Source organism: Ruegeria sp. HKCCD4884, assembly GCF_013110855.1.
GTDB lineage: Bacteria > Pseudomonadota > Alphaproteobacteria > Rhodobacterales > Rhodobacteraceae > Ruegeria.
This window is the reverse complement of record NZ_WVRJ01000010.1, coordinates 36,606-62,265: the sequence shown is the minus strand read 5'-3', so window position 1 is coordinate 62,265 and position 25,660 is coordinate 36,606. Positions and strand designations below refer to the sequence as shown.

Genomic DNA, 25,660 nt, shown 5'->3' with positions numbered 1-25,660 from the left:
TCGCCGCTTTCAGGCGCAAGTTTCTAACCATCATGACGAACAGCGATCCGATCTGCCCGCTCTGCGACCGCCCGATCCCCGACGGAGGCGGCAGCCTGCATCATCTGATCCCAAAACTCAAAGGAGGCAAGGGCGGACCAACCGTTCTTTTGCATCAGATCTGCCATAAAGAGGTCCATGCCACCCTGACCGAGGCCGAGCTGGCGCGCAATTTCAACACGGTCGAAGCCCTGCGCGCACATCCAAGGCTGGAAAAATTCCTGAACTGGGTTCGCAAACGCCCACCCGGCTTTCGGTCAAAGGTTCCAGGCAAACGGCGCGGACGGTGATCAACCCGGCAGGATCGGATCACCAAAGGCGTCGGTCAGAGGTTCAGGCACGCCTTCGATTTCAATGCCCTGATAATCTGGCACAGGCGCGAACTGAGCCCCCGCAACGTGCTGAAATTCCAGCGTTGTATAGGGCCGTTTCCACAGCCATTCCCGGTTTTCAACCGACCATAGATCGGGATTTGGAGGCGTTTCCTGAGTGAAGGCATAGAAATGCAGGTCAAATCCGTATGGCGCAACGTTTTGCATGGATAACAATGACATGCCTTGCCCGCGCCAAAACTCGTCTTCAGCCGCGATGTCCCCGGTCCGCAAAGTGATCTGACCGATCCGCGCCTGCGCAAAAGGCGCATCAGGATCAGCAGCGTGCAAAGGCCGGTTGCCTTCGAAATCATGTTGCAGCAGCTCGATGACAAAGCCTTGGGGGTCTGCCAGATGACACATGTAGCCGATATCCAGGAACTGGTTCGGATCGCTTACCGGAACATCCCGCGCGCGCAGATGGGTCGCAGCAAGATCAACATCCGGTACGGTTATGCCGATTTTCCAATAACGCTGGCCCCGGTCATGGGTGTATCCACCGCCGCCGTGCAGCAACAGAAGGTCTGCATCCTCGCCCGCATAACCTACACGAACGTTAGCGCCTTCTTCCCTGACGGACATGCCCAAAATGTCTCGATAAAAGGCCGCCAACTGGCGCGGATCATCGACCCGCAGACGCAGGGCAGAGGTCCTCATGAACACAACCTTGCGATTCCGGCGGCAATCTTCGGGTCGGCGTTCACGCTATCCGCCACCAGATCGCGTGCGGTCTGCATCAGGTGATCAGCCTCGACAATCCGGTCTACCAATCCAAACGCATAAGCCTCTTGAGCAGTGATCTTTTGACCCGCCATCAGAATGAGCTTGGTGCGCGCCGTTCCAACCAAAGCTGTCAGCCTTTTGGGATCGGAGGGTTGCGGCAGAAATCCCAGTTTCATCACAGGATAGAAGAATTTGGCCGAGGGCACCGCAATACGCAGATCGCAGGCCAGGGCCATACCGTTGGCCCCACCGGCCAAGGTTCCGTTCAACGCGGCAACGGTCAAGCAGGGCAGTGCGGCAATGGCGCCAGACAGACGTTCCCAGACATCCGACGTGGCCAGACCGGCGCGCGCCTCATCAAGATCAGCACCAGCACTGAACACCTTGCCTGCACCTGTCAGGATAAACGCCTTTGCCTCGGTCGCAGCTTCGGCGATCTCAGCCAGTTCAGCCAGCATCGCCCCGGTCAGAGCGTTGGCTTTGTCCGGGTTGTTGATCTTGGCGATCCAAAGACCATCCTCTTTGGTCAGATCGATCATATCAGCCCAACCCGTTTGCGGATGTCTTCCAACCGCAGCGAGATTTCGGCGCCCAAAAACTCATTCGCATCATCGGAACACATCCAGAGCAGCGCCCGCGCGGGCCAGTCTGCGGGAATGTGCACATCCCAATCCAGTTGACTGACCGGATTGATGCCGCTGGCCTTGATCGACCGCTGCATATCCGTGGCCACAGTTCCCGGTGACAAGCCCATAGCGCGAATGCCGTTATGGGCCTCTTCCAGATGTAGACATTCCGTCAGCATTTTGGCCCCGGCCTTGGACGCGCAGTAGTGGCTCCAAGCTTCAACCGGATTTGATGCCGCCCCGGACGAGATGGTCAGAATGCTTCCTCCGCCAGCGGCCCGCATGATCGGCAGCGCGGCGCGCATTCCATAAAAGACACCTTTAAGGTTGATGTCGATGGCCTTGCTCCAAGCCTCTGCATCGGCGTTCGAGAGATGAAAGATCGGATCGATCACACCGGCATTGCCAATTAAAACATCCAACCCACCAAATTGATCCACGCACGTGGCCACAGCCTGTTCGACCTGCGCAAAATCGCTGACATCACACGCCAGGGCGATGGCCTGATCGCCCAGCGCAGCAGCCAAAGCGTCGATCTGATCGTGGCTGCGCGCCACCAAGGCGACATTGGCCCCGGCCGCGGCAAAAACGCGCCCCGCTTCAGCTCCGATTCCCCGGCTGGCCCCTGTAATGAGTACCGTTTTTCCCTGCATCTGTCCCTCCTCGCGCGCTGCAATTGCTGTCGGCTACAGCCGTAGCGCGGAAACGGGGAAAGGGTCCAGCCCTTGCCCCCTTGACGATACCCGCCACAAACCCGACCATGCGCCACAAATTGATCAAGAAGGGTTACCTTATGTCCGTTTTCTTACGCCGCAGTTGCGGTGCAGCTTTGGCCTATGCCTTTGCCACTCAGGGTGCGTTTGCCGACCTGACGGCTGATGATGTCTGGGCCAATTGGCAAGGTTATTTCACCTCGATGGGATACACCGTCACAGGCGACGAAAGCTCGACAGGTGGCGTAACCACCATTTCGAACATGACGCTTTCGCTGGCTCTGCCCGAAGAAGACGGGCAATTCCAAATGGTCATGCCAGAGATGACGCTGACGGAAAACGGCGACGGAACTGTGACTGTCGGTGTGCCGGAAAACTTTCCAATGGTCGTCACGGGTCAGGCTGAGGAAGGCGACTTTTCGGCGACTGTGAACTACACTCACAAACAGTTGAACATGGTGGTTTCGGGCTCTCCCGAAGACATGACCTATGACTACACCGCCGATACGCTGGGTGTAGTATTGGACTCGATCGAGGTCGAGGGCGAAGCGGTCCCGGATGATGTCTTTAACCTGGCGGTTGAGGCGAATGATCTGACAGGCAGCTCACGCATGCAGATTGCAGAAAACCGCGATCTCACCCAGACGTTCAACGCAGCCAGCCTGACCTACAACATGAACTTTCAGGATCCTGAAAGTGGCGAAACCGGTTTGATCAATGGTCAGCTGGACCAACTGGCGTTCGAGGGCGAAAACGTGTTTCCGAAAGACATTGACCTTTCGGACCCACAATCTTTCTACGAAGCCGGTTTTGCCTTCGACGGCATCTTTACCTACGCTTCGGGCAGCACCGACCTGAGCGGCACCAGCGAAGGTCAGGCGTTCTCGATGAACAGTACGTCGAAAGGCGGACGCTTTGCCGCCACAATCGACTCTGAGAAACTGGTCTATGATATCGACCAAAACAGCACGAAACTTGCGGTGACGACCGCAGACCTGCCCTTCCCGATTGAGATCTCAATGGCCAAGGCCGGGCTCAACTTTGAGTTCCCGGTTCAGCAATCGGACGAGGTTCAGCCGTTTGGGTTGGGATTCAATCTGACCGATTTCACGATGTCAGACGTGCTTTGGAGCATTTTCGACCCCGCAGGTGCGCTGCCGCGTGATCCGGCAACGATTGCCCTGGATGCAACCGGAACGGCAAAGGTTCTGATGAACATTTTTGATCCGGAAATCGACATCGAGTCAGACGAAGCTCCGGGAGAGCTGCATTCTTTGAAAATCAACGAGCTTCTGGTGTCTTTGGTCGGTGCGAAACTGACAGGTGATGGCGATTTCGCGTTCGACAATTCGAACACCGAAGAATTTGACGGTCTGCCCAGCCCAATCGGCGTTGCGAACCTTCAGCTTGTCGGCGCCAACCAGTTGATCGACACCCTGATCGGCATGGGCATCATTTCGGACAATGACGCCTTGGGCGCCCGGATGATGATGGGTCTGATGGCAGTTCCGGGCGAACAACCCGACACATTGAACTCGACCATCGAATTTACCGAAGATGGCCAGATTCTGGCAAATGGCCAGCGCCTTAAGTAAAGTTGGGAAAGGGCTGCAAACCTTGCAGCCCTTTCTAACGTTTTCCACCCAAAATCACTGTAACCGGGTGGGTTCTTCAAAATCCCCATCACACAATCCGGTCACGGGTCTTGCGACACGGGCGGTCCAAGGCTAGGTCGTTGGACATAAATCCGGAGGCCACATGACCCGCACACCAGAAAAAATCAGCCAGCAATTGCTTGATGTGGCCCGCAAGGCAGGCGCGGAGGCAGCAGATGCCATAGTGCTTGACGGCTCCTCGGTCGCGGTTGAGGTGCGCAGCGGTGCATTGGAACATGCGGAACGCTCGGAAGGCACAGATCTGGGGCTACGGGTTTTTCTGGGCAAACGGTCTGCCATCGTATCCAGTTCCGACAGCCGCCCGGAAACCCTGCACGCAATGGCTGAACGCGCTGTGGCCATGGCCAAAGAAGCCCCTGAAGATCCCTTTTCCGGGCTGGCAGAAAGTGACCAGTTGGTATGTGACTGGGATGTGCAATCGCTTGAGATGCTGGACCCAACTCCCGCTCCATCCGCCGAAACCCTGATGCAGGATGCTCTGACAGCTGAAGCCGCAGCAATGGCTGTGCCGGGTGTCACTCAGGTCTCAGATGCAGCGGCAAGCTATGGAACCCACCGCGTGCATCTGGCCGCCACAAATGGGTTTGCCGGCGGATACGAACGCAGCAGCCGCTCTGTGTCTTGCGTTGCGATTTCGGGCGAAGGCACCGGGATGGAACGGGATTACGACGGCGACAGTCGGACGTTTCAGTCCGACCTGCGCAGCGCCGACGAAATCGGGCACACCGCAGGCGTACGTGCCGTACAGATAGTTGGCGCGCGCAAGCCCGAAACCGGCAGTTTCCCTGTGTTGTTTGATGAACGCATCTCGTCGTCTCTTATCGGCCATCTGCTGGCCGCCAGTAATGGCGCGGCTATTGCGCGGGGTGCGTCCTGGCTGAAGGATTGTCTGGGCCAAGAGGTTTTGCCCGCACACCTGTCCATCATCGAAGACCCCCATCGCCCGCGGATCTCGGGCTCGCGCCCTTTTGATGCCGAGGGCTTGCCGACACAGCGCCGAGCGATTGTAGAAAACGGTGTCCTCACCGGTTGGACGCTGGACCTGTCCAGCGCCCGAAAGCTGGACATGGTGTCGACAGGTAACGCCGCGCGCGGCGTGTCCGGCCCGCCGTCGCCCAGCAACTGGAACCTCAGCCTGACGCAGGGCGAACAAAGCCGCGCTGATCTGTTGCGGGATATGGGCACCGGCTTGTTGGTCACGTCCATGATCGGATCGACGATCAACCCCAACACCGGTGACTATTCCCGCGGGGCCTCTGGGTTCTGGGTGGAAAACGGCGAAATCACGCATCCAGTCAATGAATGCACCATCGCAGGTAACCTGCGCGACATGCTGCGCCGGATTGTTCCGGCCAATGACGCCCGCCCATATCTGTCGCGCGTGGTTCCGTCGTTGCTGATCGAAGGAATGACACTTGCCGGCAACTGACCTGTCCCTGCTAATTGACGCAGCGCTTGAGGCCGGCAAGATCGCCACACGGTATTCCGGGACGCAGGCGCAGCGCTGGGATAAACCCGATGGTGCCGGTCCCGTTACCGAAGCCGATCTGGCCGTTAATGCAATGCTCGAGGAGCAGTTGCGCGCCGCACGGCCGGGATACGGTTGGTTGAGCGAAGAATCTGAGGATACGGCAGAACGGCTGGAGTGCCGCAGTGCCTTCATCATCGATCCGATTGACGGCACCCGCAGCTTTGCCGAAGGCGCACGCACTTGGGCGCATTCCATTGCCGTCGCCGATGAAGGTCGGGTGACGGCTGCTGTGGTTTACCTTCCAATGCGGGATCTGCTTTATGCCGCCGCCCAAGGAAAGGGTGCTACGCTGAATGGTGAGACGATCACCACCTCGGCCATTGCAGACTTGCAGCGCTCGGAAATTCTGGCTGCCAAACCAAATCTCGATACACGGCATTGGCGCGATGGGCATGTGCCCCATTTCGAACGCGCCTATCGACCGTCGCTGGCCTATCGCATGGCTCTGGTCGCGCAGGGACGGTTCGACGCGATGCTGACACTGCGCCCCAGCTGGGAATGGGACATCGCCGCCGGTGATCTGATCATCCGCGAGGCAGGCGGTATCTGTTCCGATCGGGCGGGGCAGCCCTTGGTGTTCAACAATGCCCACCCAAGGCTGAACGGTGTTATCGCTGCGAATGCGACGCTTCACGAAGAGCTGTCAAAACGGCTGGATCCAACCGGACCCGGGATCGGAGCATGAGCAAACCGCGATCTTTAAGCCTTGCGGCCTACCGGGTTCTGTCATGGGGAATGCGCAACAGCGTCGGGCAACATACCGACCTGCCACGTCCCGAAGGCGAGCTTCTCTGGGTCCATGTGGCCACTCCGGGTCGTTTGCGCGCGGTGAACGACTTTTGCCACCGGATGCTGCAAGTTCGATCCGATCTGAACTTCGTCCTGACAACGCCGTCTGACGCAGATTTGGACAGCTGGCCGCAACATGATTTCCCGCTGGTCAACCTGCCTCAGGACCAAAGCGGTGCTGTGCGCGGCTTCTTGGATCACTGGCGTCCGTCTATGGGGCTTTGGGTGGGCGGTGATCTGATGCCGAACATTCTGACCCGAGCCGATGAACACAACATCCCACTGGTTCTGTTCGATGCTCAGTTCAGCGTTACCTTACCCCGAAGCGCACGCTGGTTGCCGGATATCACGCGGGCCACGTTTGACTGTTTTCAACACGTCATGACTGCATCGCCAGAAACAGCGCGCCAGATCCGCCGACTGGGCATTCCATCCGCCAAAGTCCATGAATCGCCTCCCCTGCGCATCAGCCCCAACCCCAGGCCATGGCCCGAAGACGAGTTGATTGAAACCAATCACACCCTTGCCGGGCGACCCGTCTGGCTGGCAGCCTGGGTTCAGGACAAAGAATTTATCTCAGTTCTGACGGCACACCGGCAGGCCCTTCGCATGCTGCACCGGCTTGTCCTTGTGTTGCACGTGGCTGATGAATTAGAGGTCGGGCCGCTGAAACGTCGGCTTGAAACTATGGACCTACGCTGCGTCAATTGGGACGCCGGAGAAGAGATTGAAGATACCACGCAGGTAATACTGACATCGGACCCAGAAAACCTGGGCCTGTGGTGTCGCGTGTCCGCCGTCACTTTTATGGCCAGTTCGCTGGAGCGTGGCGCGGGCGGTCGTGATCCCTCTGAGTCGATTGCATTGGGATCTGCTATTATTTACGGGCCGTTTGTTCATCGCCACGACGCTTTGTATTCTCAGCTGCGGCAGGCTGGTGCTGCCAAACAGGTCAAGACAGCAACCGAACTGGGGGATGCTCTGATCGAACTTCTGGCACCGGATCTTGCGGCAGGCATGGCATTGGCGGGATGGCAGATGATAACCGAAGGCGCACCACAAGCAGATGCCCTGATCGAAATGGTGCAAGATATTCTGGATCAGCGGAGTGCGGAACATGCGGGCGCCTGATTTCTGGAACACCGCCCCGGATCATCTGGACTTCAGGGCGCGTCTGCTGGCACCGTTCGGCCATCTTTATGCCGCTGCCACGGCCCGCAGGGTCGCTTCAAAGGTCGGTGAACAGCCGGGCGTGCCGGTGATCTGTATCGGCAACCTCAATGCCGGTGGGACTGGCAAGACACCTACGGTGATCTGGACCCTCGAACAGCTTAGAAATGCATGGCACGAGCCACATGTCGTCACGCGTGGGCATGGGGGGTCGCTGGAAGGCCCGGTGCTGGTCGATCCTGCCAAACACACCGCCGCCGAGGTCGGAGATGAGCCGCTGTTGCTGGCAATGTTTGGTGAGGTTTGGGTCGCCAAGGACCGGGCAGCAGGTGCCCGTGCGGCTGCGGCTGCGGGCGCGACGGTGATCGTGCTGGACGATGGGTTTCAAAACCCTTCGGTCACCAAAGATTTTTCCATCATCGTCGTCGATGCTCAACGCGGATTTGGAAACGGGCTTTGCTTGCCCGCCGGTCCTTTGCGCGAACCTGTGAACGTTGGCTTGCAACGCGCCGATCTGGTGCTGTCACTAGGCGATAAGGCCGCGCAGAAGGCGTTTTCTTCGCAATGGAGCACACAAGTGACCGTTCCGCATGTCGCCGGAGTCATTGAACCTTTGCAGACCGGTATGGATTGGACAGGGACGCGCGCACTGGCCTTTGCAGGTATCGGCTATCCCGAAAAATTCTTTCAGACCCTGCGCCGTCTGGGTGTCGAGCTGGTGCGGGCCGAAGCATTGGACGATCACCAGCCCCTGACCCAGGCCTTGATGACCCGGCTGGAAAACGAAGCACGTATGTTAGGGGCTCAGATGATTACGACTGAAAAAGACGCTGTGCGCCTGCCCCGTGCTTTCCGTAACAAAGTGATCACGCTGCCGGTCCGACTTCAGATACCGCAAGGCGAAAAGGTGAAAGAGATGCTGCTAACCGTAGCCCCGTCACCTAAGTAGGTTCGGCCGACCCCATTAGGGTCGACCGGAAGAAGATCAGCTGCCAAGCTCGGCTTCGATCAGCTTCTTGAAATCCGCGTAGGATTGATTGTCGACCTTCTTGCCGTTCACAATGAAGGACGGCGTCGACTGAATGCCGTCGCGCTCAGCGTTTTCCTGATACCATGCAGCAAGCGTACGCGCTTTGGTGCCGTCTTGCAGACACGCTTCAAGCTGATCGCCGTCGATCCCGGCCAAACGGCCGATCTTGCGCAGCTCGTCAACGATCTCAGCCGGACCGCCCGCACGTGTCCATTCGGATTGTTTTTCATAGATCACGTCGGTGATGCCAAAAAACTTCTCTGGTCCCGCGCAACGGGCAACCATCGACGCCCACAAACCGTAACGGTCAAAATATACCTCACGATAGGTGAATTTGACCTTTCCTGTATCGATGAAATCTTTCTTGAGTTGCTTATACGCGCTCTGATGAAAATTCGCACAATGCGGGCAGGTGTAAGAGGCATATTCGATGATCTCGACCGGTGCGTCTTCGGCACCCTGCACCATTTCGATGATGGTCGAGGTATCAATATCCGCCTCCTGCGCCTCGGCAGTTCCCACCAACAGGTTGGACGAATTGGAATTTGACAGCGACAGCCAATAGCCGCCAGCGGCGACGGCGACGGCCGCACAGATTACGGTTGCAATACGGCTCATTCTCAGCCCTTTCTCAGCGTTTCTGTTTGGATAAAACGTTGCATGCAAGACGTTCAAGAGCCGCGCGCAAATCTTCATCATTCACGTCGCGTGACACTTTGTCTGCTTCGGCGGCAACGTCAGGTGCAATCTGGGCTTTTGCCTGCTTCGGCTTGTGGTCGAAACTGGCTTGCCCTTCGGCAAATCCGGTCGGGGCGGTCTGGGTGATGCGGATGCGGCTGATGGCGTTGTATCCGTAAACCGCGTTGACCTTACCGCGCAGTTGTTCCTTCTGCATTTCCAGCATCGGCGCCTGCGGGCCGGTGGTCAGCACGGTCAGGGTCGCACCAAAGCCGCCCTTACCATAGCCCACATTGACCGGGCGCGCGATGGCAGCGGTGTCCTGACCTACAATCTCGGCCCAATGGGTCAACAACCGCGACACAGCAAAGCCCCGGCTTTCACCGGCGCGCCGGATCTGATCATTCAGCAAAGACGCGGTGCGTTTGAACCCGCGGGTCGAGGAACGTCTGCGTTGCATCTGGTTTCCCACTCCTACACCGCTATTGTAATAGGCAGACCATCGGGTGCCAGCGAAACCCGACAAGGAGATGAATAAAACTTGCGTGATTCCCCTGAATTCATCGTCAGCACCCCGCTTTTAGAGTGGTATGACCGCCACGCGCGCGACATGCCATGGCGCGTCAGCCCTGTGGCTCGGGCCGACGGGGTGCGCCCTGACCCCTACCGGGTCTGGCTGTCCGAAGTGATGTTGCAGCAGACCACCGTGGCAGCGGTGCGCGATTACTTCCTGCGTTTCATCACCCGATGGCCAACAGTTCACACGCTTGCCGCTGCGCCGGACGAACAGGTGATGGGGGAATGGGCTGGGCTGGGATATTATGCCCGTGCCCGCAACCTACTGAAATGCGCCCGTGTTGTTGCGCAAGACCACGATGGCCAGTTTCCTCACACCTATGATGCATTGCTGAAACTGCCCGGCATCGGCCCGTATACCGCCGCTGCGATCTCGGCCATTGCATTTGATCAGCCCGAAACAGTGCTGGATGGCAATGTCGAACGGGTCATGGCCCGGTTTTTTGACATTCACGATCCTTTGCCAGGGTCCAAATCTTTGCTGAAAGAAAAGGCCGAGACCCTGACGCCGACCACGCGACCCGGGGATTATGCTCAGGCTGTTATGGATTTGGGGGCCACGATCTGCACGCCGAAATCTCCGGCCTGCGGCATATGTCCGTTGCGTGACCCCTGTCAGGCCCGCATCGCAGGAACCCAGGCCGACCTTCCCCGAAAAACGCCGAAAAGGCCCAAACCCACCCGTTATGGCCACGTCTATATTGCGCGTAAGGCAGACGGGGCCATGGTTTTGGAGCGTCGGCCGGATAAGGGCCTTCTGGGCGGAATGCTGGGCTGGCCCGGATCAGAGTGGAACGATGCGCCAGCCGAAAGCGCCCCGTTCCCGGCAGATTGGGCGATCCTGCCGGCTGAAGTTCGCCATACCTTCACGCATTTCCATTTGATACTCAGGGTTTGGGCCGCCGATATCGAAGATGACAACGTCCCCGAGCACCTGAAAGTGTTGGACAAGCACAGTTTCAAACCCAGCGACCTGCCAACGGTGATGCGCAAAGCCTACGATCTATGGAAAGAGCGTTAAGACCGCTGTGCAATCCGCCGGGCCACAGTTAGGCTAGGCCCATAACGTCGGAGCAGAAATAATGATCGCAACAGGCACACTGTCCCGCTGGCAGTCCGCATCCCCTTTCTGGGTGTCCTTGCTGTTGATCCCGCTAATCTGGTTCACCGCAATTGCCGGAGGCTGGTGGGTCCTGTTGATCCCTCTTTCGACTTGGTGGGCGTTTGCGGTTCTGGACCGGATCACCGGCCTGAACGAGCAGAATGCAGATCCGGAGACATCTGATGATGTGTTGCACTGGTACATCCTACTGACAAAGCTTTGGGTGCCGCTTCAATTCCTGACGCTGTTTGGTTTGATTTGGTATGCAACCCACACCAACCATCTGTCGATGCCCGCAAAAATCGGTCTGTTTTTCGGTATGGGCGTCCTGTCCGGTACAATCGGGATCAATTACAGTCACGAGCTTATGCACCAGAAAAGCCGGGGCGAGCGATGGCTGGGTGACATCCTTTTGGCCATGGTGCTGTATTCCCATTTCCGGTCCGAACATCTGCTGGTCCATCACCGTTACGTGGGCACACCGCGCGATCCGGTGACGGCCCGGTACAACGAAGGGTTCCACCGCTTTTATCCCCGCGTTCTGTGGCAATGCTTTTTGTCAGCCTTCAAGGCCGAACGCGACAAGCTGGCCCGCAAAGACCGGCCATGGACGGATCGCTCCAACCCATTTTGGCGATACTGGACCCTGCAAGGCGCAATGCTAATTCTGGCAGCGCTGATCGGAGGGTGGGCTGGTTTGGCCCTGTTTCTGCTGCAAGCCGGTGTCGCGATCTGGCAGCTTGAGCTGGTCAACTACGTGGAACACTACGGCCTGACCCGAAAACATCTGGGCGACGGGCGGTACGAACATGTCTTGCCACGCCATTCCTGGAATGCGGCGCATAAAGCGTCAAATTGGTTGCTGATCAATCTGCAGCGCCATTCCGACCATCACTACAAACCCAACCGTCGGTTTCCCCTGTTGCAACATCACAGGCCAGACTCAGCCCCACAATTGCCGTATGGCTATCCGGTGATGACCGTTGCAGCGATGATCCCCCCGCTTTGGCGGCGGGTGATGAACCCGCGTGTTCGGGAATGGAGACGTCACTACTATCCCGAAATTACGGATTGGCACCCTTATAACAAGGCTTTGAACCAGATGCCCAAAGCGTGACCGCAGCGCGCGTCTGCGCGCTGTCTGGCCCAACTGTCAGCACGGCATCTTCGCTTCTGTTCTGATGGGCGGGAGGGTTTCAGTTCTTCATCACCCAGATATTCATCGGAGCCTCTACCCCGCGGACAGATTGATCGCGATGTGCAGTGAAACCTTCCATCGCACCTGGCACAGTGGGGTTTTCTTCAGCTACCCGTTCCCGCACAGCATCGCTGACAACTATGCTTGCCCGAAACTCGCGCGTCAGCGCTTCCAGCTTGGCCGCCACATTGACCGCATCACCGATCACTGCAAATTCCAGCCGGTTGGCGCCGATGTCCCCCAAAACGACCGAGCCATAATGCACCCCAATACCAATTTGGATTTCGGGTTCTCCCGCACGCCGACGATCCAGATTCCAGCGGTCGATCACCTTCACCATCGCGCGCGCGCAGCCCAACGCATTGCTTGCATCCAAGGGCGTCGGCACCGGCGTGCCAAAGGTCGCCATCAACCCGTCACCCAGATACTTGTCCAGGGTTCCGTGGTGCCGGAACACCTCGCTCTCCATTCGGGCGTGGAAGCCCCGCAGCACCTCGATGACCTCATAAGGATCACGGCCAGCGGCGTATTTTGTGAAACCCACGATGTCGATAAACAAGACCGCCACATTCTCTTTACGGACCTGTTTCAGCGGTTCGTCATTCTGGCTGAGTTCATCCACCACGTTGGGTGAGAAATATCGCGACAGATTGGCCCGTTCCCGTTCCAAACCGGCGTTGCTCATCAGCAGCTGGTTCAATCGCCGCATCGAGACACCCAATGTCACCGCAACCATGACAAAAACGACGACTTGCTGGACACGCTGCGGGGCCATGAAGCTGTTGGGGTCCAACAATTCGGCAACGTCCGGATAGCCCTGCAAGGCTGTCGCAACCTTTTCGCTGATCCCCGGAATGGGGGTGGCCACCCACCAGGCAATGATCCAACCCGCCGTCCACATCATTGCGGTCCAGGAACCGATGGCAATCACCGTGCGCCAGGAATAGGCCAGAGTCCCAGCTGCAAGAATGATGAAGAAATATTGGAAGTTGTCGAACCGGTATTGCATTGCCAGCGGTCGAACGTCATCGCTGAACGGGTTAGGCACGATCATTCCAAGCGTCATGATCAGCAGATCGACGAAGATTAAAAACAGCTCGGCACGGGATTGCCCAACGCGACCGGCCCGACGGATCAGCCAACCGTTCGCGCAGATCAACAGCAGGATGAAGTGATACCATAGCACTTCCCACTGCGGGTTAAGGAAAATCAACAACACCCCGGTCAGCGCCATCGCCACCCAACGGGCACGCACGGCCAGTTCCAACCCTTCGCGCTTATGCCGTTCTAACGCGGCCTCGGTATATTTGTTATCCAAATCGTATGTATCAGGCTGTGTAAAAAACAGGCTGCGGCGGGGCTGCGCGGTCGTCTCGGTCATGGCCGTGATCTTTCTTGCAGTGTCAGGGTCATTGTCATGCAACCACTGTTGATGCCAAAACAAAAGACCCCGCCGTAGGATCGGCGGGGCAAGGCTTAGTGCCTAGTGTCAGGCCACAGGCACCGGCGGTGTTCTTGAAATCAGTTCATCTCGGCCCGGATCTGCTGACGCAGAACGTCGATCGGAACCGTTTTTCCATCGCGCTTGAAGCACCAGTATGTCCAGCCGTTGCAGGAAGGGGCGTTTTCCAGATGCGCGCCAACCTGATGGATCGAGCCTTTGACGTTTTGACCGACCAGCGTGCCATCGGCGCGCACTTTGGCTTTGTGACGCTGGTTCATGGAATAGAGTTCTTCGCCCGGGCGTAGCATCCCACGTTCGACCAGTTGGCCAAAGGGTACGCGCGGTTCCGCACGTTTGCTGGCGCTGACCTCCAGCGCCTCGCGGTCGAACTTGCGCACCTTGGCGATGCGTTTCTCGGCCACTTTGCGATAGCTTTCCTCGCGCTCGATACCGATGAACTCGCGACCTAGCATTTTGGCAACTGCACCGGTTGTACCTGTGCCAAAGAACGGATCCAAAATCACGTCGCCCGGATTGGTCGAGCCAATCAACACGCGGTGCAACAACGACTCCGGCTTTTGCGTCGGATGCGCTTTGTCACCGTTTTCGTCCTTCAGACGCTCATGCCCGGTGCAGATCGGCAGCACCCAGTCACTGCGCATTTGCACGCCTTCGTTCAGCGCTTTCAAAGCTTCATAGTTGAAGGTGTATTTTGCACCTTCGCGCTTGCTGGCCCAGATCATCGTCTCATGCGCGTTGGTAAAGCGTTTACCCCGGAAATTCGGCATCGGGTTCGACTTGCGCCATACAACGTCGTTCAAAATCCAGTACCCCGCGTCCTGCAGGGCCGAGCCCACGCGGAAGATGTTGTGATAAGACCCAATAACCCAGATCGCGCCGTTGGGCTTCAGCAGTCGGTGCGCCGCCTTCAGCCATTCGCGGGTGAACTGGTCATAAGCCCCAAAGCTGGAAAACTGATCCCAGTGATCATCAACCGCATCCACCTGAGAGTTATCCGGGCGGTGCAACTGGCCTTTCAACTGCAGATTATAGGGCGGATCCGCAAAAATCAGGTCAACCGACGCCTCGGGGAGACTGTTCATCACATCGATGCAGTCCCCGGATAGAATCGTGTTTAAAGGGAGCGCTTTTGCGCCCTTTTTGGTGGTCGTTGTCATATCACTGCCTCAAGTATCCACGGCGCTTTTGCGCTCATTTGGTTGAGACAAGGATGAGTCAAAGACGATTCGCCGTCAATTTCTTTTTTGAATCAGCAGGTTACGATTTACTCTTGATACAAGATATTGTGCACCGGTTTGAACGAACGTCTATGGTGTGGGGTCACGCCAAGATTTTGCAGCGCTTCTTTGTGTTGTTTTGACGGATAACCGGCGTTGGTTTCCCATCCATAACCCGGATGCTGTTGCGCCAAATCCACCATCACCTGATCGCGCCAGTTTTTCGCAAGGATTGAAGCGGCCGCAATCGACACCGAACGGGCATCCCCCTTCACAACAGCCTGCGACGGGATCTTCATACCACGCGGAATCATATTGCCGTCGATTAGCAGGAAATCGGGGGCCGGTGTCAGTGCCTCGACCGCGCGCAGCATCGCCAGATGCGAGGCCCGCAAGATGTTGATCTCATCAATCTCGGCAACCGTGGCCTCTGCGACAGCAAACTCGGCGCTGGCGCGAATCTCTGCGTCCAGTGCAGCCCGACGTTTTGCAGTTAGCTTCTTAGAGTCATTCAACCCCTCGGGAATATCCTCTGCGTTCAGAATCACGGCGGCGGCAACAACCGGTCCGGCCAAAGGGCCGCGCCCGACTTCATCCACTCCGGCGATACGGATATGGCCCCGCTCCAGCAGCGCTTGCTCAAGTTCGAAATCTGGCTTTGTCATGCCATCGGAAAACCGCGTTTCACGCAGCACCGCAAGTAAAAAGAGAGGGCAGCCCACACTGCCCTCTCCAACGCGGCACTTCTTTGGCACCGCTCCTGCTCAACCGATGTTACTGGTAAACGACGCGGTATCCCTTCTGGCGCAGGCACGCAGGTTCGTATGCCCGCTTGACCTTTTTGCCATTCCAGAAACCAACCTTGCACTCTTGGGGCAGGCTATTGGCATGTTTGTAGTGTTTCTTGAGGCACTTCGGACCAAGCAACAAATGGTCCTGTGAATAGCTGTTATACGTACGCAAGCAGCGCTGGGGCAGATCGTACCGGGCTACGCGCGGCGGCAATGGGCGCACCGGCTGGGGCTTGTAAGGTTTCGGAGTATACGTTTGATGGCGTGCCGCCCGGTTCCTATCCTTTTCCTTGTTATAGTAATGAACTCCGGCCCCAATAATCGCGATGGCCGCCAGACCACCCAGAATGTCCTTGGCATCCGCTGCCCGCGCCTGAGAGGCCGAAACGCCGGTAATGGCAACCGCGGTCGCAATGATCAAAGCGATGAATTTCTTATGCATGAGGCGTGTCCTTCTGATTGTTTGGGCGACCATGTGACAGACCGCGTCCTGATTGCCCTGACACTGGGGGCAGCCGTTCCTGCCAAGCAATAACGGCCCGGTGTTATCGGATATCAGATCCCGCAAACCCCTTAGGTTATTGAATATCGCAGCAACTCATGCGCAGGATGCGGCCTATGAAACAGATCCTCTCTTCTCTGACCTTTGTGGCCCTGATATCGCTTGGCTCTGCCGCGTCTGCGGCGGACTGCTATGCGGATTACAAGGCGAAAAAGGACAACCCTCTGCGTTTGCATTACGGGGTTATTCAAGTCTCGAACTGCGATAAGGGTCAGGCCCGAGCAGAAATCGCCCAGCGCCTGAGCGCGTCAGGCTGGACCCTGCTTGAGGTTCAGTCCGTTTTTGGACCAGAAGGGTTGGATCAGAGGAAGGGCAATGCCGGACAATTCTATCTCCGTTTCTGATGCGCGCCGGTCGGGCGTCCGGCTGGTTGTGCTGGGCATCGCTGCCATCGTTCTTATTCTGATTACGGCCGCCATTTTTCTGTTCTGGACCTTGCCAGATGCAAATGCGTTTAATGCGCGTGTCGAGCGTTTGTTTGTCGAGGCTGACCTGACCTCGCAAACAGAAATCCGGTTGCTTGAGATCTTGGCCCAATCGGGCACAGCCTTTGCCGACACCTTGTCCAGTTACCGGATGGTCATCTACGTATTGCTGGTTTTCGCGAGTGCGATGATGATCTCGGCACTGGTCTTTCTGGTGATGCTGGTTCTGATGAATCGACGCATGGCACAGATCGAACGCACCGGCATTCAGGTGACATCCCTGCTGATCAGCCGTGAGGAAAACACCGTTTACCTCAACAATATGGATTTCAAACTGACGCCCGCCGCCATGGAAACCCTGTCCGTTCTGGCGGAATCACGGCTGGATGACGAGGTTCTGTCCGGTGCCCAGATCGAGGGCATGATTTCCGGTCGCGATGCTGCCGATTGCGACGAAGCCGCTGGCGCAACGCGGATCAAACGGCTGCGCGACGCGCTTGGAAATCAAATGGTCAGCGAACTTTTGGTCAAGAATATCGCCAAGAAAGGCTATATGCTGTCCATAGAAAAAGACGTCATTCAGATGGTTTGATCACGTGGCAGCCCACGCTCGCATTCGGTAAAATCCCATTTCAACCTCTTGGAAAGTGGGATGGGAACGCCCATTCTGTATATACCAAAGGCAAGGGAGGTCGCTTATGAACGTCCACGCCGCACCAAAGATGACCGGTTACGGAATCTCTGTCGAGCCTCTGAGCGGCAGGATTGCGATTTACCGCGATGACGTCCTTTTGGCTGAAAGCACAAATGCCAAGGTTATGTATGAAACGCGCTTGCCGCCCACGGTTTACGTGCCGCGTGTGGACGTGTGTGTAGATTTGAGCGCAGAAACCGAACTGCAAACCTTCTGCCCGTTCAAAGGCACCGCCACCTATCACGACATCAGCCTGCCAGGTGAAACGCTGGCCAATTCCGTCTGGGCCTACGAAGACACTTTGCCGGAAAGCAAAGCAATACAAGGCTGCATCGGTTTTACAGCTGGAGCCTATACACGGATAGATTTAGGCGACAACCGCCTGCGTGAAGTTGATGATGGCAACATAAGCGGGCCTCTGATTGATTGGTTGATGCGCGGTGCGTCTACAGCGACGACACCAGAGAGCTTTACCGAAGCACTAGCTGAAAAAATGCTGGAGCACGGTATCGCGATCCAGCGTCTGAGTATTTTGGCATGGTCCCTACATCCCTTGATCGTGGGCAAGCATTATATCTGGGAAAAAGGCGAAGAAGAGATTCTGACCCGGGCCCCCACCTATGAAATCTATGATCATCCGGCCTTTATCAACAGCCCACTGCGCCATGTTTCGAACGGTCTTGGCGGCGTGCGGCAACGGCTGAACGATGACAACCCGCATAACAGCTTCCCGATCATGGAGGATTTACGGGCCAAAGGCGCGACCGATTATGTCGCCATGCCGCTGCCATTTTCCGATGGGCGGACAAATGTTCTGACGCTGACCTGTGATCATCCGGATGGGTTTACCACGGAAAACCTGGGCCTGGTGTTCGAGTGTTCTGCGGTGATCGCTCGGTTCTACGAAGTTTTCATGCAACGTGAAAACGCGCAGGTTTTGCTGGAAACATATGTCGGCAAACGCACAGGCGCCCGCGTTTTGGGCGGAGAGATTCGGCGCGGCGATGGGGATGAGATCGACGCGGCGATCATGTTCTGCGATCTCCGCAACTCGACAAGCCTTGAAGAGAAACTGGGCCGAGCCGCTTACATCAATGTGTTGAATGCGTTCTTTGAAACGGTGTCGGGCATCGTGCACGACAACGGAGGAGAAGTTCTAAAGTTCATTGGCGACGCTGTTTTGGCCGTCTTTCCAGTTTCGGAAGAGGACGCCACGACCGCTCGGGTGAATGCACAACGTTCGGCAATTCAAATCGTGGAAACGTTGGGTGAACTGCGAAAAGACGGCTCTGATGCACATTGCGACTGTTCAATCGGCGTGGCTTACGGGCGCGTGACTTATGGCAACGTGGGGTCGCGCGAGCGCCTGGATTTCACGGTTATCGGTCAAGCCGCAAATATAGCCGCGCGTTTGGGGGAATTTGGCAAAACAAAAGGGCATCGGATTGTTGTGTCCGAAGACATTGAACCAGCATGCTCCAACGCTTTGCCGCTGGGTGCGGTAGAGTTACACAATGTGTCTCAACCAGTCGTATCTTACGCCTTGCGCACTGCGGCGGATGCTATACTCGACGGCTAAGGCTGATACTTGTGCTCTGGCAATTCATCTGGCGTCCGGTGATCCAGCCCAACATCAGACGCAATCCGACCTCAGGCGGAACGTTCCGTTCACACAGCCCCAAGCAGGATCAACGCAGTCTGTGCCGGTGAAATCGTGTTCTGAAGCTGTGCAATCTGGCTGCGGGCCAGATAGGTGTCGGTCAGTTCCGTGATAGCGTTCTGATCCGAGAACCGCGCCAGATCTTCCGATCCGGTCAATTGAAACAACCTGTCTTTGAATTCGACCAATTGCGCGTCAATGTCCAGCTGAGCAAAGGACGGAGGCAAACCAAGCGCCGTCTCCATCATGCTGCGCAAGGGCGGCAACCCCATCAGATCGAACCACTTGGTATCGGCACTTGACGTGCTGTTTGCCAGGTCTGCAAGCTCCCGCTGAGCATAAAGCGCGATACGCATCGTCTCATCCGAAGCGCCTACGGCGATTTCGAACCGAGCAGACAAGTTGGCCTGCGCAATTTCTTCCATATTTGTTCTAAGCGCCGTTTTCCTGGCAGCCCCTGGGCCGAACCCGAAAGCGTCTGAAAACTCGCGATACCGCTTGTCTGCAAGGCGATTTGACAAAGCGTCGTCAGCCTGCGTGCCATCTTCAAGGATCTTTTGAACAAAAAACCTGTTATCCAAATCGCCTTCCAGTCCGAACGCACCCAAAGCGACCTGCAACAGCCTGCGATCCGATACCAGGTCTTCTGCTGATTGAACTTTGCCAATGTTTTCCATGAAATATTTCGTCTCTCGATCATTCGCCGCTGACGAGGAAAAGCTTTGAAACTGGCCTTCGTAAGTGCGTTGAAGAAATCGCCAGCCAACGATTCCTCCGGAAGGGACAACAGGCTGAAAGGTCATTGCTGATACGCCATCAAGCGCTCTTCTCTTGGCAGAAGCGAACGGAGGGATTTGAGGCATTTGTAATAGTGCTCGGCCACCAGCGCATCGGTGGCCTCAGACAGAACGCGGCGGCTGTCTGCATCCGTAAAGACCTGACTCAACTCCTCTACGCGGCGCAGCAGTTGCTGCCGGGCGTGTTCCGGTTCCATGTCACCAGACAAGACCAATTGTGCTGCATAACAAACGCGACGCACCGGCGTGTTGGCTTCGTCCGGATGGATCGCATCCTTTAAACGCAGGACATTGGCCTGCGGCGTCATGATTGAAAACCTGCTGCGGCGATCCCCGTTTTCGATAACCACACCGTTGATCAGCACTCCTTCTTTCGGGGCAAGTTTCAGGACCAGTCCACTCATTAAGTTGCCCTCATCTGACGCAGGCCGCGCAAGACAGCCGTGTTGATTTCCAACAATGGCTCAACCGCTGCCCCATCTCCCAATACGCGACTGCTGTGTTGTTCGGTAAACTCGGCAAGGTAGAATATCCGCGCCCGCAGATCGTTCGGCAACGCGTTTGCGGAATCCGCAACGCCTGTTGCCAGTACCCCCCAAAGGCGCCGATTCTCATGCACCGCCTGCACAAACGCCGAGAAATCCGTCGCTTTGCGCGCTGTTGCGGCCTTGAGGCGCCGCGTGATTCTGGAGATTGCTTCATATTCGGTATCGCGGGGCGTCCGTGTTGGCGTGGCGGCTTGCGCATAGCTGTGTTGAGCGAGGGTTTGCGGTGTCACTTGAAATCCTTCCAAAGGGTCGCCTTCAGGCGATCAGGGCCGGGGCACAAAAACCATGCCCCGGCCTGCTTTTTTGATTAGCGGAACAGCGACAGGATCGACTGCGGGGCCTGGTTGGCGATCGATAGCGACTGAGTTGCCAGCTGCTGCTGTACCTGAAGCGCCTGCAGACGAGCCGAGGTCTCTTCCATATCTGCATCGACAAGCGAGCCGATACCGGATTTGAACGAGTCAGACAGGTTCGAAATGAACTCTTTCTGGGTCTCAATTCGGCCTTGCGCCGAACCAAACGCGGCCGATGCGTCGATCGACGTGTCGATCAGCGACTCGACTGCAGCCAATGCAGCGGTCGCCCCCGCACCTGTCGACACATCAATACCGGCCAGAGCGCCAAGACCACCAGCACCCGCGTTCACGAACTGAGCAGAGAACGAGAGGTCAGAACCAGTGCCGTTGGTCACTGACAAGGTTCCGGCCGTACCAGAATCATAGTCGACCGTTAGGCCAGTAATTCCAAGTTCTTCAATCTTTGACTTCAGCCCCACTGCGACAAGGTCACCAGTGGTTGTCGCCGCAGCGTCCTCTGCGGACACCGTGTACGAGACAACCTGATCATTAATGGCGACGACAACCTTGTCCCCAGCAGCGAACGCGCCGCTGGATTCATCGGTCACCAACGCGGTCGCAGCGGTCGCACCGTTGTCAATGGTCGCGCCAACACGGTCATTGCCGGTCGACGCACCGGTTGACCCATCAAAGACCTGTTTTGTGGCGTAGCCGCCAGTGGACAGGTTCTGCCCGGATACCGAGATGGAAGATGCCGTAACTGCACCGGTATTGTCGCGATCCAACGACGCCAGAATCGAGGCTGAGCCTGCTGATCCATCAACCAGGTTCAGGCCGTTGAACTGGGCAGCGCTGACAACCGATGCGATCTGCTCTTTCAATGCTGTCACGTCATCGTTGATTTTACCCCGATCAACATTGTCTTCCTGCGCTGCGACAATCTTGCTTTTCATCTGCGTCAACAGATCTGTGACGGTTTCCGACGCGTTCCGTGCAACGGCGACTGTCGATTCCCCCAACGCCAAGCTGTCCTTGATGGCGTTGAAGCCTTTGACATCCGATTCCATCACTTTCGAAATTGCCCAAACCGCCGAGTTGTCCTTGGCTGTCGCGACGTCTTTGCCGGTCGAAATCGCGTTCTGGGTCATCGCCAGGTTCTTGTTCACAGACTTCAGCGTTTGCAGCGCAACCATCGCGCCATTGTTTGTCAGAATGCTGGACATAGCTTTCATCCTTTTCCGTTTGGGCCATTTTGCCCATGTTCACCCCACAAGACCTGCGGGCTTTGGTGTCTTTCTGACCTGTGCGACGCGCCACTTGGCCGTTCGCGCCACCTGCCGTTTCCAGGTGCAGCACCACTTTTGAACCAGACCCCCTAACGGAATGCTAAAACCTCAGAACCCATAATTTCGGATTTGAATCAAACTTCTGCCTATGCCCTCTTTTCCAACTTCACAGTGCTGCGAACTGCGAATTGACTGCGTTGACCGTCGGCGCCATAGGTGCTGAATTCCTGTCGAACACGCCGCAGTTCGGCCATGCGGGTGGCAACCGCCCGAATGCCGGCGGCTGCACTGTTCAGCAACGCCTGATTCCGCTCGACCTTGCGCTGGACGCGAATCAACGCGTCACTGTCCTGCACTTGAAGATCGTTGATTGCACCGATCAGTTTCTCTTTTTCCGGCACCATATGGGCCAGGCGATCGAGATCCCCTTGCACAAGGGCCGCGCGCTCAAGATCCAGAACTTCTTCCAGTGATTTGATCAGCGTCATGTCGGCTTCAAATGTCATCGGCTTTCTCCATCAGTGACTTGAGCAGGATTTCAGACAACCCAACGCCCCCGGACTGAGCCAGTTGTTGCGCCTGGTGCTGAACAAGAAGCGATCCAAACTGGTCTTCGCCGACCCCGCCGCCGAAACTCTGTCGTGTCTGCGCCAGCCCAGCTGACTTGAGCATTTCACTTAAAAAAGCCGCCTCCAACTCTATGGCTGCGTTTTTGAGGCGGGTGTGAGTCAATGGTGCCGGACCCGTTGAGAGGCTCTTGGAAACCTGCATTGTTTTCTCCGAAATTTGCTTCGAACTTTCTTGATCAAAGGCGAAAGCGGTTAAAATAAACGTAACTTCCTGCGGGCAGAGTGCAGAGCAATCACACGGAGCCGGAGCAAAATGCCCAACCCAGTTATGCTGCCCACAACGACGTCGACAGCCGTTGCCAAACCCGCCTCGACGCGCAATGAGGCTGGCCAGAACGGTGAAGTGACAAGCTTTGAAGACATTCTTGGGCAAGAAACGGGCGGCGATGAGCCGCCTGAACCCGAACTGCTGGTTACTGCTCCTGAAATGCAAGACTCGGGAACTGAAACAGAGACAGCAGATCAAACAGAGCGCCAAGCTGCCCCGATTGCGGAACCGCAACTTGTTTCGACTCTGGCGGGCAACTCAACAAAACCTGCCGACAGGATGTTCATTCCTGAGGGCGATCAGAATCCAAGCACTCACCTACAAGCAGGTGTTCCGCATATTTTTGACAGTGAGCTGCCTGAGCCACCGCACATTTCTACGTCCTCGGGCCAGCATAACATCGCCGATCCTGTTGCACCCACAGCTGCGCGATCTGATGCAGGATTGGTTCACACTGCTGTGACCCAACAGCGGATACCTGTGAAGGTAGCCGAGAATGGCCGACCTATCGAGCAAATGACCAAGGCAAACGGCAAATTAAGCGTGCCGGACATCGGTCCCAACTTTCAAAACACCGACCCTGTACAACCACCAGAAGTCGCACCCGCAACGTCCAAACCAGCAAATCCAGATCGCGCGCCACCTGTTGCACAGCTTCAACTGATGGCAACGCTTGCCGAAAAAGAACAGAACGCTCTTGTTCAGGAAGCTGAGCCAACAGTTTTCGCCAAGGACGAACCGCTCCAACTTGCTCCGAGAGAAACAACGCCGCAGCTTTCTGCGCCGTCTGCGTCAGCTCGCGCCGAGCTCGCCCGTGCAATCGCCGGGCAGTTGGCGGCGACCATTCAGACGCGTCCGGGGGCCGGGATAACTGAAATTGCATTGAACCCCGATGAATTGGGGCGTGTTTCCATTGTTCTGAACGGGCGCGATGACGGGCTGCACATGACCATTGCCTTGGAACGCCCAGAAACCCTGGAGCTGATGCGACGTCACATTTCCTTACTTACGGAAGAGTTTCAGAAACTGGGATACGGTGCGTTGAGCTTTGATCTGGGTACAGCCTCCGACGCGGACACGGGCTGGGCTAACACCAACAAGACCGAGTCGGGATCCGTCTTTGAATCGATAAAAGGCGATTCGGATGTTCAAACCGACTCTCTTCCACAAATTTTAGTCCCAAGCCGGGGCATCGATATGAGGTTTTGACACATGATCACCCCAGTGAATACGGCGCAGGCAGCAAGCTCTCAGCCGTCTGCAAACAACGCACAGACGTCCGCGATTACATCGGATTTCGAAACCTTTTTGCTGATGCTCACAGCGCAAGCCCAGAATCAGGATCCGCTTGAGCCGATGGACTCGACACAATACGCGTCGCAACTGGCCCAGTTCTCGATGGTCGAGCAGCAAGTTCAGACCAATGATCATCTGTCATCGTTGGCAAGCACGCTGGGCAGTGTGAACCTTAGTGACCTTGCAAGCTGGGTCGGTATGGACGTCCGATCAACTTCCGCCTTTCACTTTGACGGACAGCCCAAGACCTTGTTTGCCCAGGCTGATCCACAAGCTGATACAGCCAAGCTGGTGATACGTGACGAAAACGGGACCGTGCTCGACAAAGTAACTGTACCCCCTGCTCAATCCGAATTTGTGTGGGCCGGCGTTACCTCTTCGGGAAATCCAATGAGCGCCGGCAACTACACAGCGGCGCTGGAAAGCTACAAAAATGGAGAGCTGCTGACCCAAACACCAGTCGCAGCCTACAACCGCGTCATAGAGGCTCAGGTTGGCGGTAATACAGTGCTTCTAACCCTTAGCGGCGGGGAAGTGATTTCAGCAAGCGACGTAAACGCCGTCCGAACTGGCGCTTGATCTGGGGCGCTGGAGCGTCCAAAGCTTGGCAAATCGACTCGCCAAAAGAAGTGACAAGACCCCTGCCTGAAACGCCTGCCCCTCCTCGCGATCTGGTTGACCACCTCTGCGTTCAGGGGCTGGTCAGCGCGCGCGCGCGATTTGAAACACTCTATGGCGGGCGCACCAATCGGGTATGGAAGGTTTTGGAAGACAGCGGCGACAAGGTATTGAAGCTGTACAACACGGCCCTTCGCAACCCCTTGTTTCGCAATGATCCAGAGTTAGAGGCGCAATGCCTCAAAACCCTCGGGCCAGAAGGGTTCGTACCAAGGTTGCGCGACTCAGGACGGTACAAAGATGCGCATTGGGTCTTCTATGACCATGCCCCTGGAACACCCTGGCAGGAAGGAGCCGACAAGGTTGGTGCGTTGCTGCGCAGGTTACACGACCTCACGCTTTCTTTCTCAGCCCCAGCCGGATGCAACGGCAGTGAGGACCTCAGGGCGCATGGGGTTCGTATTCTGCAGGGCTGCTCATCCGAGACGCGGCACAAATTGTTGGAACAGCAACCCGTGGAAACGGTGGCGCCTGCGAAAAAGACGTGCCTGATTCATGGCGACCCGGTAGCTGGGAACATCCTGGTTGCAGGAACAAACCTGACACTGATCGACTGGCAATGCCCTGCCCTTGGTGATCCAACCGAGGATTTGGCGCTGTTTCTTTCTCCGGCCATGCAACGCCTGTACCGAGGGGCCGCTTTGGCAAAGTTCGAAGAAGAGCAGTTTCTGAACGCCTACGGCGATCCGGAAATTGCGGACCGTTACCTGCGCTTAAAACCTTGGTATGCGTGGCGCATGGCCACCTATTGCCTGTGGCGCGCGGAAAACGGCGCGCCCGATTATGCCGAAGGACTGAAGCTAGAAGCAGCGGCCCTGTGACTTTC

General features: G+C 56.8%; 29 protein-coding genes. 14 read left to right on the top strand and 15 right to left on the bottom strand.

Annotated elements, in window-relative coordinates; genetic code table 11:
- Nucleotides 1-32 precede the first annotated feature (32 nt).
- Nucleotides 33-329, top strand: a complete 297-nt coding sequence (locus GS636_RS15270) for an HNH endonuclease (protein ID WP_171188621.1) — start codon at nt 33-35, stop codon at nt 327-329.
- Here the strand turns inward: GS636_RS15270 and GS636_RS15265 are convergent, their stop codons facing one another.
- From GS636_RS15265 to GS636_RS15255, 3 genes are read right to left on the bottom strand one after another with little or no spacing between them, the layout of a single operon-like run.
- Complete coding sequence (locus GS636_RS15265) at nt 330-1,067, bottom strand: VOC family protein (RefSeq protein WP_171670387.1); 738 nt, start codon at nt 1,065-1,067, stop codon at nt 330-332.
- Nucleotides 1,064-1,672, bottom strand: coding sequence for an enoyl-CoA hydratase/isomerase family protein (locus GS636_RS15260; protein WP_171670385.1), 609 nt, complete (start codon nt 1,670-1,672; stop codon nt 1,064-1,066). Before GS636_RS15260 ends, GS636_RS15265 begins: the two co-directional genes overlap by 4 nt.
- Entirely contained in the window at nt 1,669-2,412 is a 744-nt protein-coding gene (locus GS636_RS15255) for an SDR family oxidoreductase (RefSeq protein ID WP_171670382.1), read from the bottom strand. The genes GS636_RS15260 and GS636_RS15255 overlap by 4 nt, the downstream gene beginning before the upstream one ends.
- 140 nt (nt 2,413-2,552) lie before the next feature.
- Between GS636_RS15255 and GS636_RS15250 the strand changes: the two genes are divergently transcribed.
- From GS636_RS15250 to lpxK, 5 genes are all read left to right on the top strand, one after another.
- Nucleotides 2,553-4,067 carry a DUF2125 domain-containing protein gene (locus GS636_RS15250; RefSeq protein ID WP_171670380.1) on the top strand — a complete coding sequence of 505 codons (1,515 nt, stop codon included), beginning with the start codon at nt 2,553-2,555 and terminating at the stop codon, nt 4,065-4,067.
- A 163-nt stretch (nt 4,068-4,230) separates the two neighbouring features.
- On the top strand, nt 4,231-5,577 hold the full coding sequence (locus GS636_RS15245; RefSeq protein WP_171670378.1) for a TldD/PmbA family protein: 1,347 nt from the start codon (nt 4,231-4,233) through the stop codon (nt 5,575-5,577).
- Nucleotides 5,564-6,364 carry a 3'(2'),5'-bisphosphate nucleotidase CysQ gene (locus GS636_RS15240; RefSeq protein ID WP_171670376.1) on the top strand — a complete coding sequence of 267 codons (801 nt, stop codon included), beginning with the start codon at nt 5,564-5,566 and terminating at the stop codon, nt 6,362-6,364. Before GS636_RS15245 ends, GS636_RS15240 begins: the two co-directional genes overlap by 14 nt.
- On the top strand, nt 6,361-7,599 hold the full coding sequence (locus GS636_RS15235) for a 3-deoxy-D-manno-octulosonic acid transferase (RefSeq protein ID WP_171670373.1): 1,239 nt from the start codon (nt 6,361-6,363) through the stop codon (nt 7,597-7,599). The genes GS636_RS15240 and GS636_RS15235 overlap by 4 nt, the downstream gene beginning before the upstream one ends.
- A complete protein-coding gene (gene lpxK, locus GS636_RS15230; protein WP_171670371.1) occupies nt 7,586-8,587 on the top strand; it encodes a tetraacyldisaccharide 4'-kinase in 1,002 nt (333 codons plus the stop codon). The genes GS636_RS15235 and lpxK overlap by 14 nt, the downstream gene beginning before the upstream one ends.
- Nucleotides 8,588-8,623: 36 nt before the next feature.
- On the opposite strand, the gene GS636_RS15225 is transcribed toward lpxK, so the two are convergent.
- Both GS636_RS15225 and GS636_RS15220 read right to left on the bottom strand, forming a co-directional pair.
- Nucleotides 8,624-9,286, bottom strand: a complete 663-nt coding sequence (locus GS636_RS15225; RefSeq protein WP_171670368.1) for a DsbA family protein — start codon at nt 9,284-9,286, stop codon at nt 8,624-8,626.
- A gap of 13 nt (nt 9,287-9,299) precedes the next feature.
- Nucleotides 9,300-9,806, bottom strand: a complete 507-nt coding sequence (locus GS636_RS15220) for a DUF721 domain-containing protein (protein ID WP_171670366.1) — start codon at nt 9,804-9,806, stop codon at nt 9,300-9,302.
- A gap of 81 nt (nt 9,807-9,887) precedes the next feature.
- On the opposite strand from GS636_RS15220, the gene mutY reads away from it, so the two are divergent.
- Both mutY and GS636_RS15210 read left to right on the top strand, forming a co-directional pair.
- Nucleotides 9,888-10,943 (top strand): A/G-specific adenine glycosylase, encoded by a 1,056-nt coding sequence (gene mutY / locus GS636_RS15215; RefSeq protein WP_171670363.1) that lies wholly within the window; start codon nt 9,888-9,890, stop codon nt 10,941-10,943.
- A gap of 61 nt (nt 10,944-11,004) precedes the next feature.
- Complete coding sequence (locus GS636_RS15210) at nt 11,005-12,141, top strand: alkane 1-monooxygenase (RefSeq protein WP_171670360.1); 1,137 nt, start codon at nt 11,005-11,007, stop codon at nt 12,139-12,141.
- Between the two features lie 79 nt (nt 12,142-12,220).
- Here GS636_RS15210 and GS636_RS15205 read toward each other — a convergent pair whose 3' ends face one another.
- The 4 genes from GS636_RS15205 to GS636_RS15190 form a co-directional block, all read right to left on the bottom strand.
- A complete protein-coding gene (locus tag GS636_RS15205; protein ID WP_171670357.1) occupies nt 12,221-13,603 on the bottom strand; it encodes an adenylate/guanylate cyclase domain-containing protein in 1,383 nt (460 codons plus the stop codon).
- Between the two features lie 140 nt (nt 13,604-13,743).
- Nucleotides 13,744-14,844: a site-specific DNA-methyltransferase gene (locus tag GS636_RS15200; protein WP_171095800.1), complete on the bottom strand. Its 1,101-nt coding sequence runs from the start codon at nt 14,842-14,844 to the stop codon at nt 13,744-13,746.
- 107 nt (nt 14,845-14,951) lie between these two features.
- Entirely contained in the window at nt 14,952-15,569 is a 618-nt protein-coding gene (locus tag GS636_RS15195; RefSeq protein ID WP_171188749.1) for a ribonuclease HII, read from the bottom strand.
- 109 nt (nt 15,570-15,678) lie between these two features.
- Entirely contained in the window at nt 15,679-16,137 is a 459-nt protein-coding gene (locus tag GS636_RS15190; RefSeq protein ID WP_171095796.1) for a hypothetical protein, read from the bottom strand.
- 176 nt (nt 16,138-16,313) lie between these two features.
- Between GS636_RS15190 and GS636_RS15185 the strand changes: the two genes are divergently transcribed.
- From GS636_RS15185 to GS636_RS15175, 3 genes are all read left to right on the top strand, one after another.
- Nucleotides 16,314-16,601, top strand: a complete 288-nt coding sequence (locus GS636_RS15185; RefSeq protein ID WP_171236098.1) for a hypothetical protein — start codon at nt 16,314-16,316, stop codon at nt 16,599-16,601.
- A complete protein-coding gene (locus GS636_RS15180) occupies nt 16,573-17,274 on the top strand; it encodes a helix-turn-helix domain-containing protein (RefSeq protein WP_171095792.1) in 702 nt (233 codons plus the stop codon). Before GS636_RS15185 ends, GS636_RS15180 begins: the two co-directional genes overlap by 29 nt.
- Nucleotides 17,275-17,380: 106 nt before the next feature.
- Nucleotides 17,381-18,955, top strand: coding sequence for a DUF427 domain-containing protein (locus tag GS636_RS15175; protein WP_171670355.1), 1,575 nt, complete (start codon nt 17,381-17,383; stop codon nt 18,953-18,955).
- Between the two features lie 89 nt (nt 18,956-19,044).
- Here the strand turns inward: GS636_RS15175 and GS636_RS15170 are convergent, their stop codons facing one another.
- The 6 genes from GS636_RS15170 to GS636_RS15145 all read right to left on the bottom strand — a co-directional run bounded on the left by GS636_RS15170 (nt 19,045) and on the right by GS636_RS15145 (nt 22,734).
- Complete coding sequence (locus tag GS636_RS15170) at nt 19,045-19,839, bottom strand: DUF1217 domain-containing protein (RefSeq protein WP_171670352.1); 795 nt, start codon at nt 19,837-19,839, stop codon at nt 19,045-19,047.
- Nucleotides 19,836-20,237 (bottom strand): flagellar biosynthesis repressor FlbT, encoded by a 402-nt coding sequence (gene flbT / locus GS636_RS15165; protein WP_171670350.1) that lies wholly within the window; start codon nt 20,235-20,237, stop codon nt 19,836-19,838. The genes GS636_RS15170 and flbT overlap by 4 nt, the downstream gene beginning before the upstream one ends.
- Entirely contained in the window at nt 20,237-20,611 is a 375-nt protein-coding gene (gene flaF / locus GS636_RS15160; protein WP_171670347.1) for a flagellar biosynthesis regulator FlaF, read from the bottom strand. The genes flbT and flaF overlap by 1 nt, the downstream gene beginning before the upstream one ends.
- A gap of 77 nt (nt 20,612-20,688) precedes the next feature.
- On the bottom strand, nt 20,689-21,900 hold the full coding sequence (locus GS636_RS15155; RefSeq protein ID WP_171188593.1) for a flagellin: 1,212 nt from the start codon (nt 21,898-21,900) through the stop codon (nt 20,689-20,691).
- Nucleotides 21,901-22,109: 209 nt separating this feature from the next.
- A complete protein-coding gene (locus GS636_RS15150) occupies nt 22,110-22,469 on the bottom strand; it encodes a flagellar export chaperone FlgN (RefSeq protein WP_171670344.1) in 360 nt (119 codons plus the stop codon).
- Nucleotides 22,459-22,734 carry a rod-binding protein gene (locus tag GS636_RS15145; RefSeq protein ID WP_171188589.1) on the bottom strand — a complete coding sequence of 92 codons (276 nt, stop codon included), beginning with the start codon at nt 22,732-22,734 and terminating at the stop codon, nt 22,459-22,461. The genes GS636_RS15150 and GS636_RS15145 overlap by 11 nt, the downstream gene beginning before the upstream one ends.
- Nucleotides 22,735-22,845: 111 nt before the next feature.
- Between GS636_RS15145 and GS636_RS15140 the strand changes: the two genes are divergently transcribed.
- Genes GS636_RS15140 through GS636_RS15130 form a run of 3 tightly spaced genes read left to right on the top strand, consistent with a single transcriptional unit; the run spans nt 22,846 to nt 25,655 of the window.
- Nucleotides 22,846-24,069, top strand: coding sequence for a flagellar hook-length control protein FliK (locus GS636_RS15140; protein ID WP_171670342.1), 1,224 nt, complete (start codon nt 22,846-22,848; stop codon nt 24,067-24,069).
- A gap of 3 nt (nt 24,070-24,072) precedes the next feature.
- Nucleotides 24,073-24,735, top strand: coding sequence for a flagellar hook capping FlgD N-terminal domain-containing protein (locus GS636_RS15135; RefSeq protein ID WP_171670339.1), 663 nt, complete (start codon nt 24,073-24,075; stop codon nt 24,733-24,735).
- A gap of 50 nt (nt 24,736-24,785) precedes the next feature.
- On the top strand, nt 24,786-25,655 hold the full coding sequence (locus GS636_RS15130; protein ID WP_371808733.1) for a phosphotransferase family protein: 870 nt from the start codon (nt 24,786-24,788) through the stop codon (nt 25,653-25,655).
- Nucleotides 25,656-25,660 lie beyond the last annotated feature (5 nt).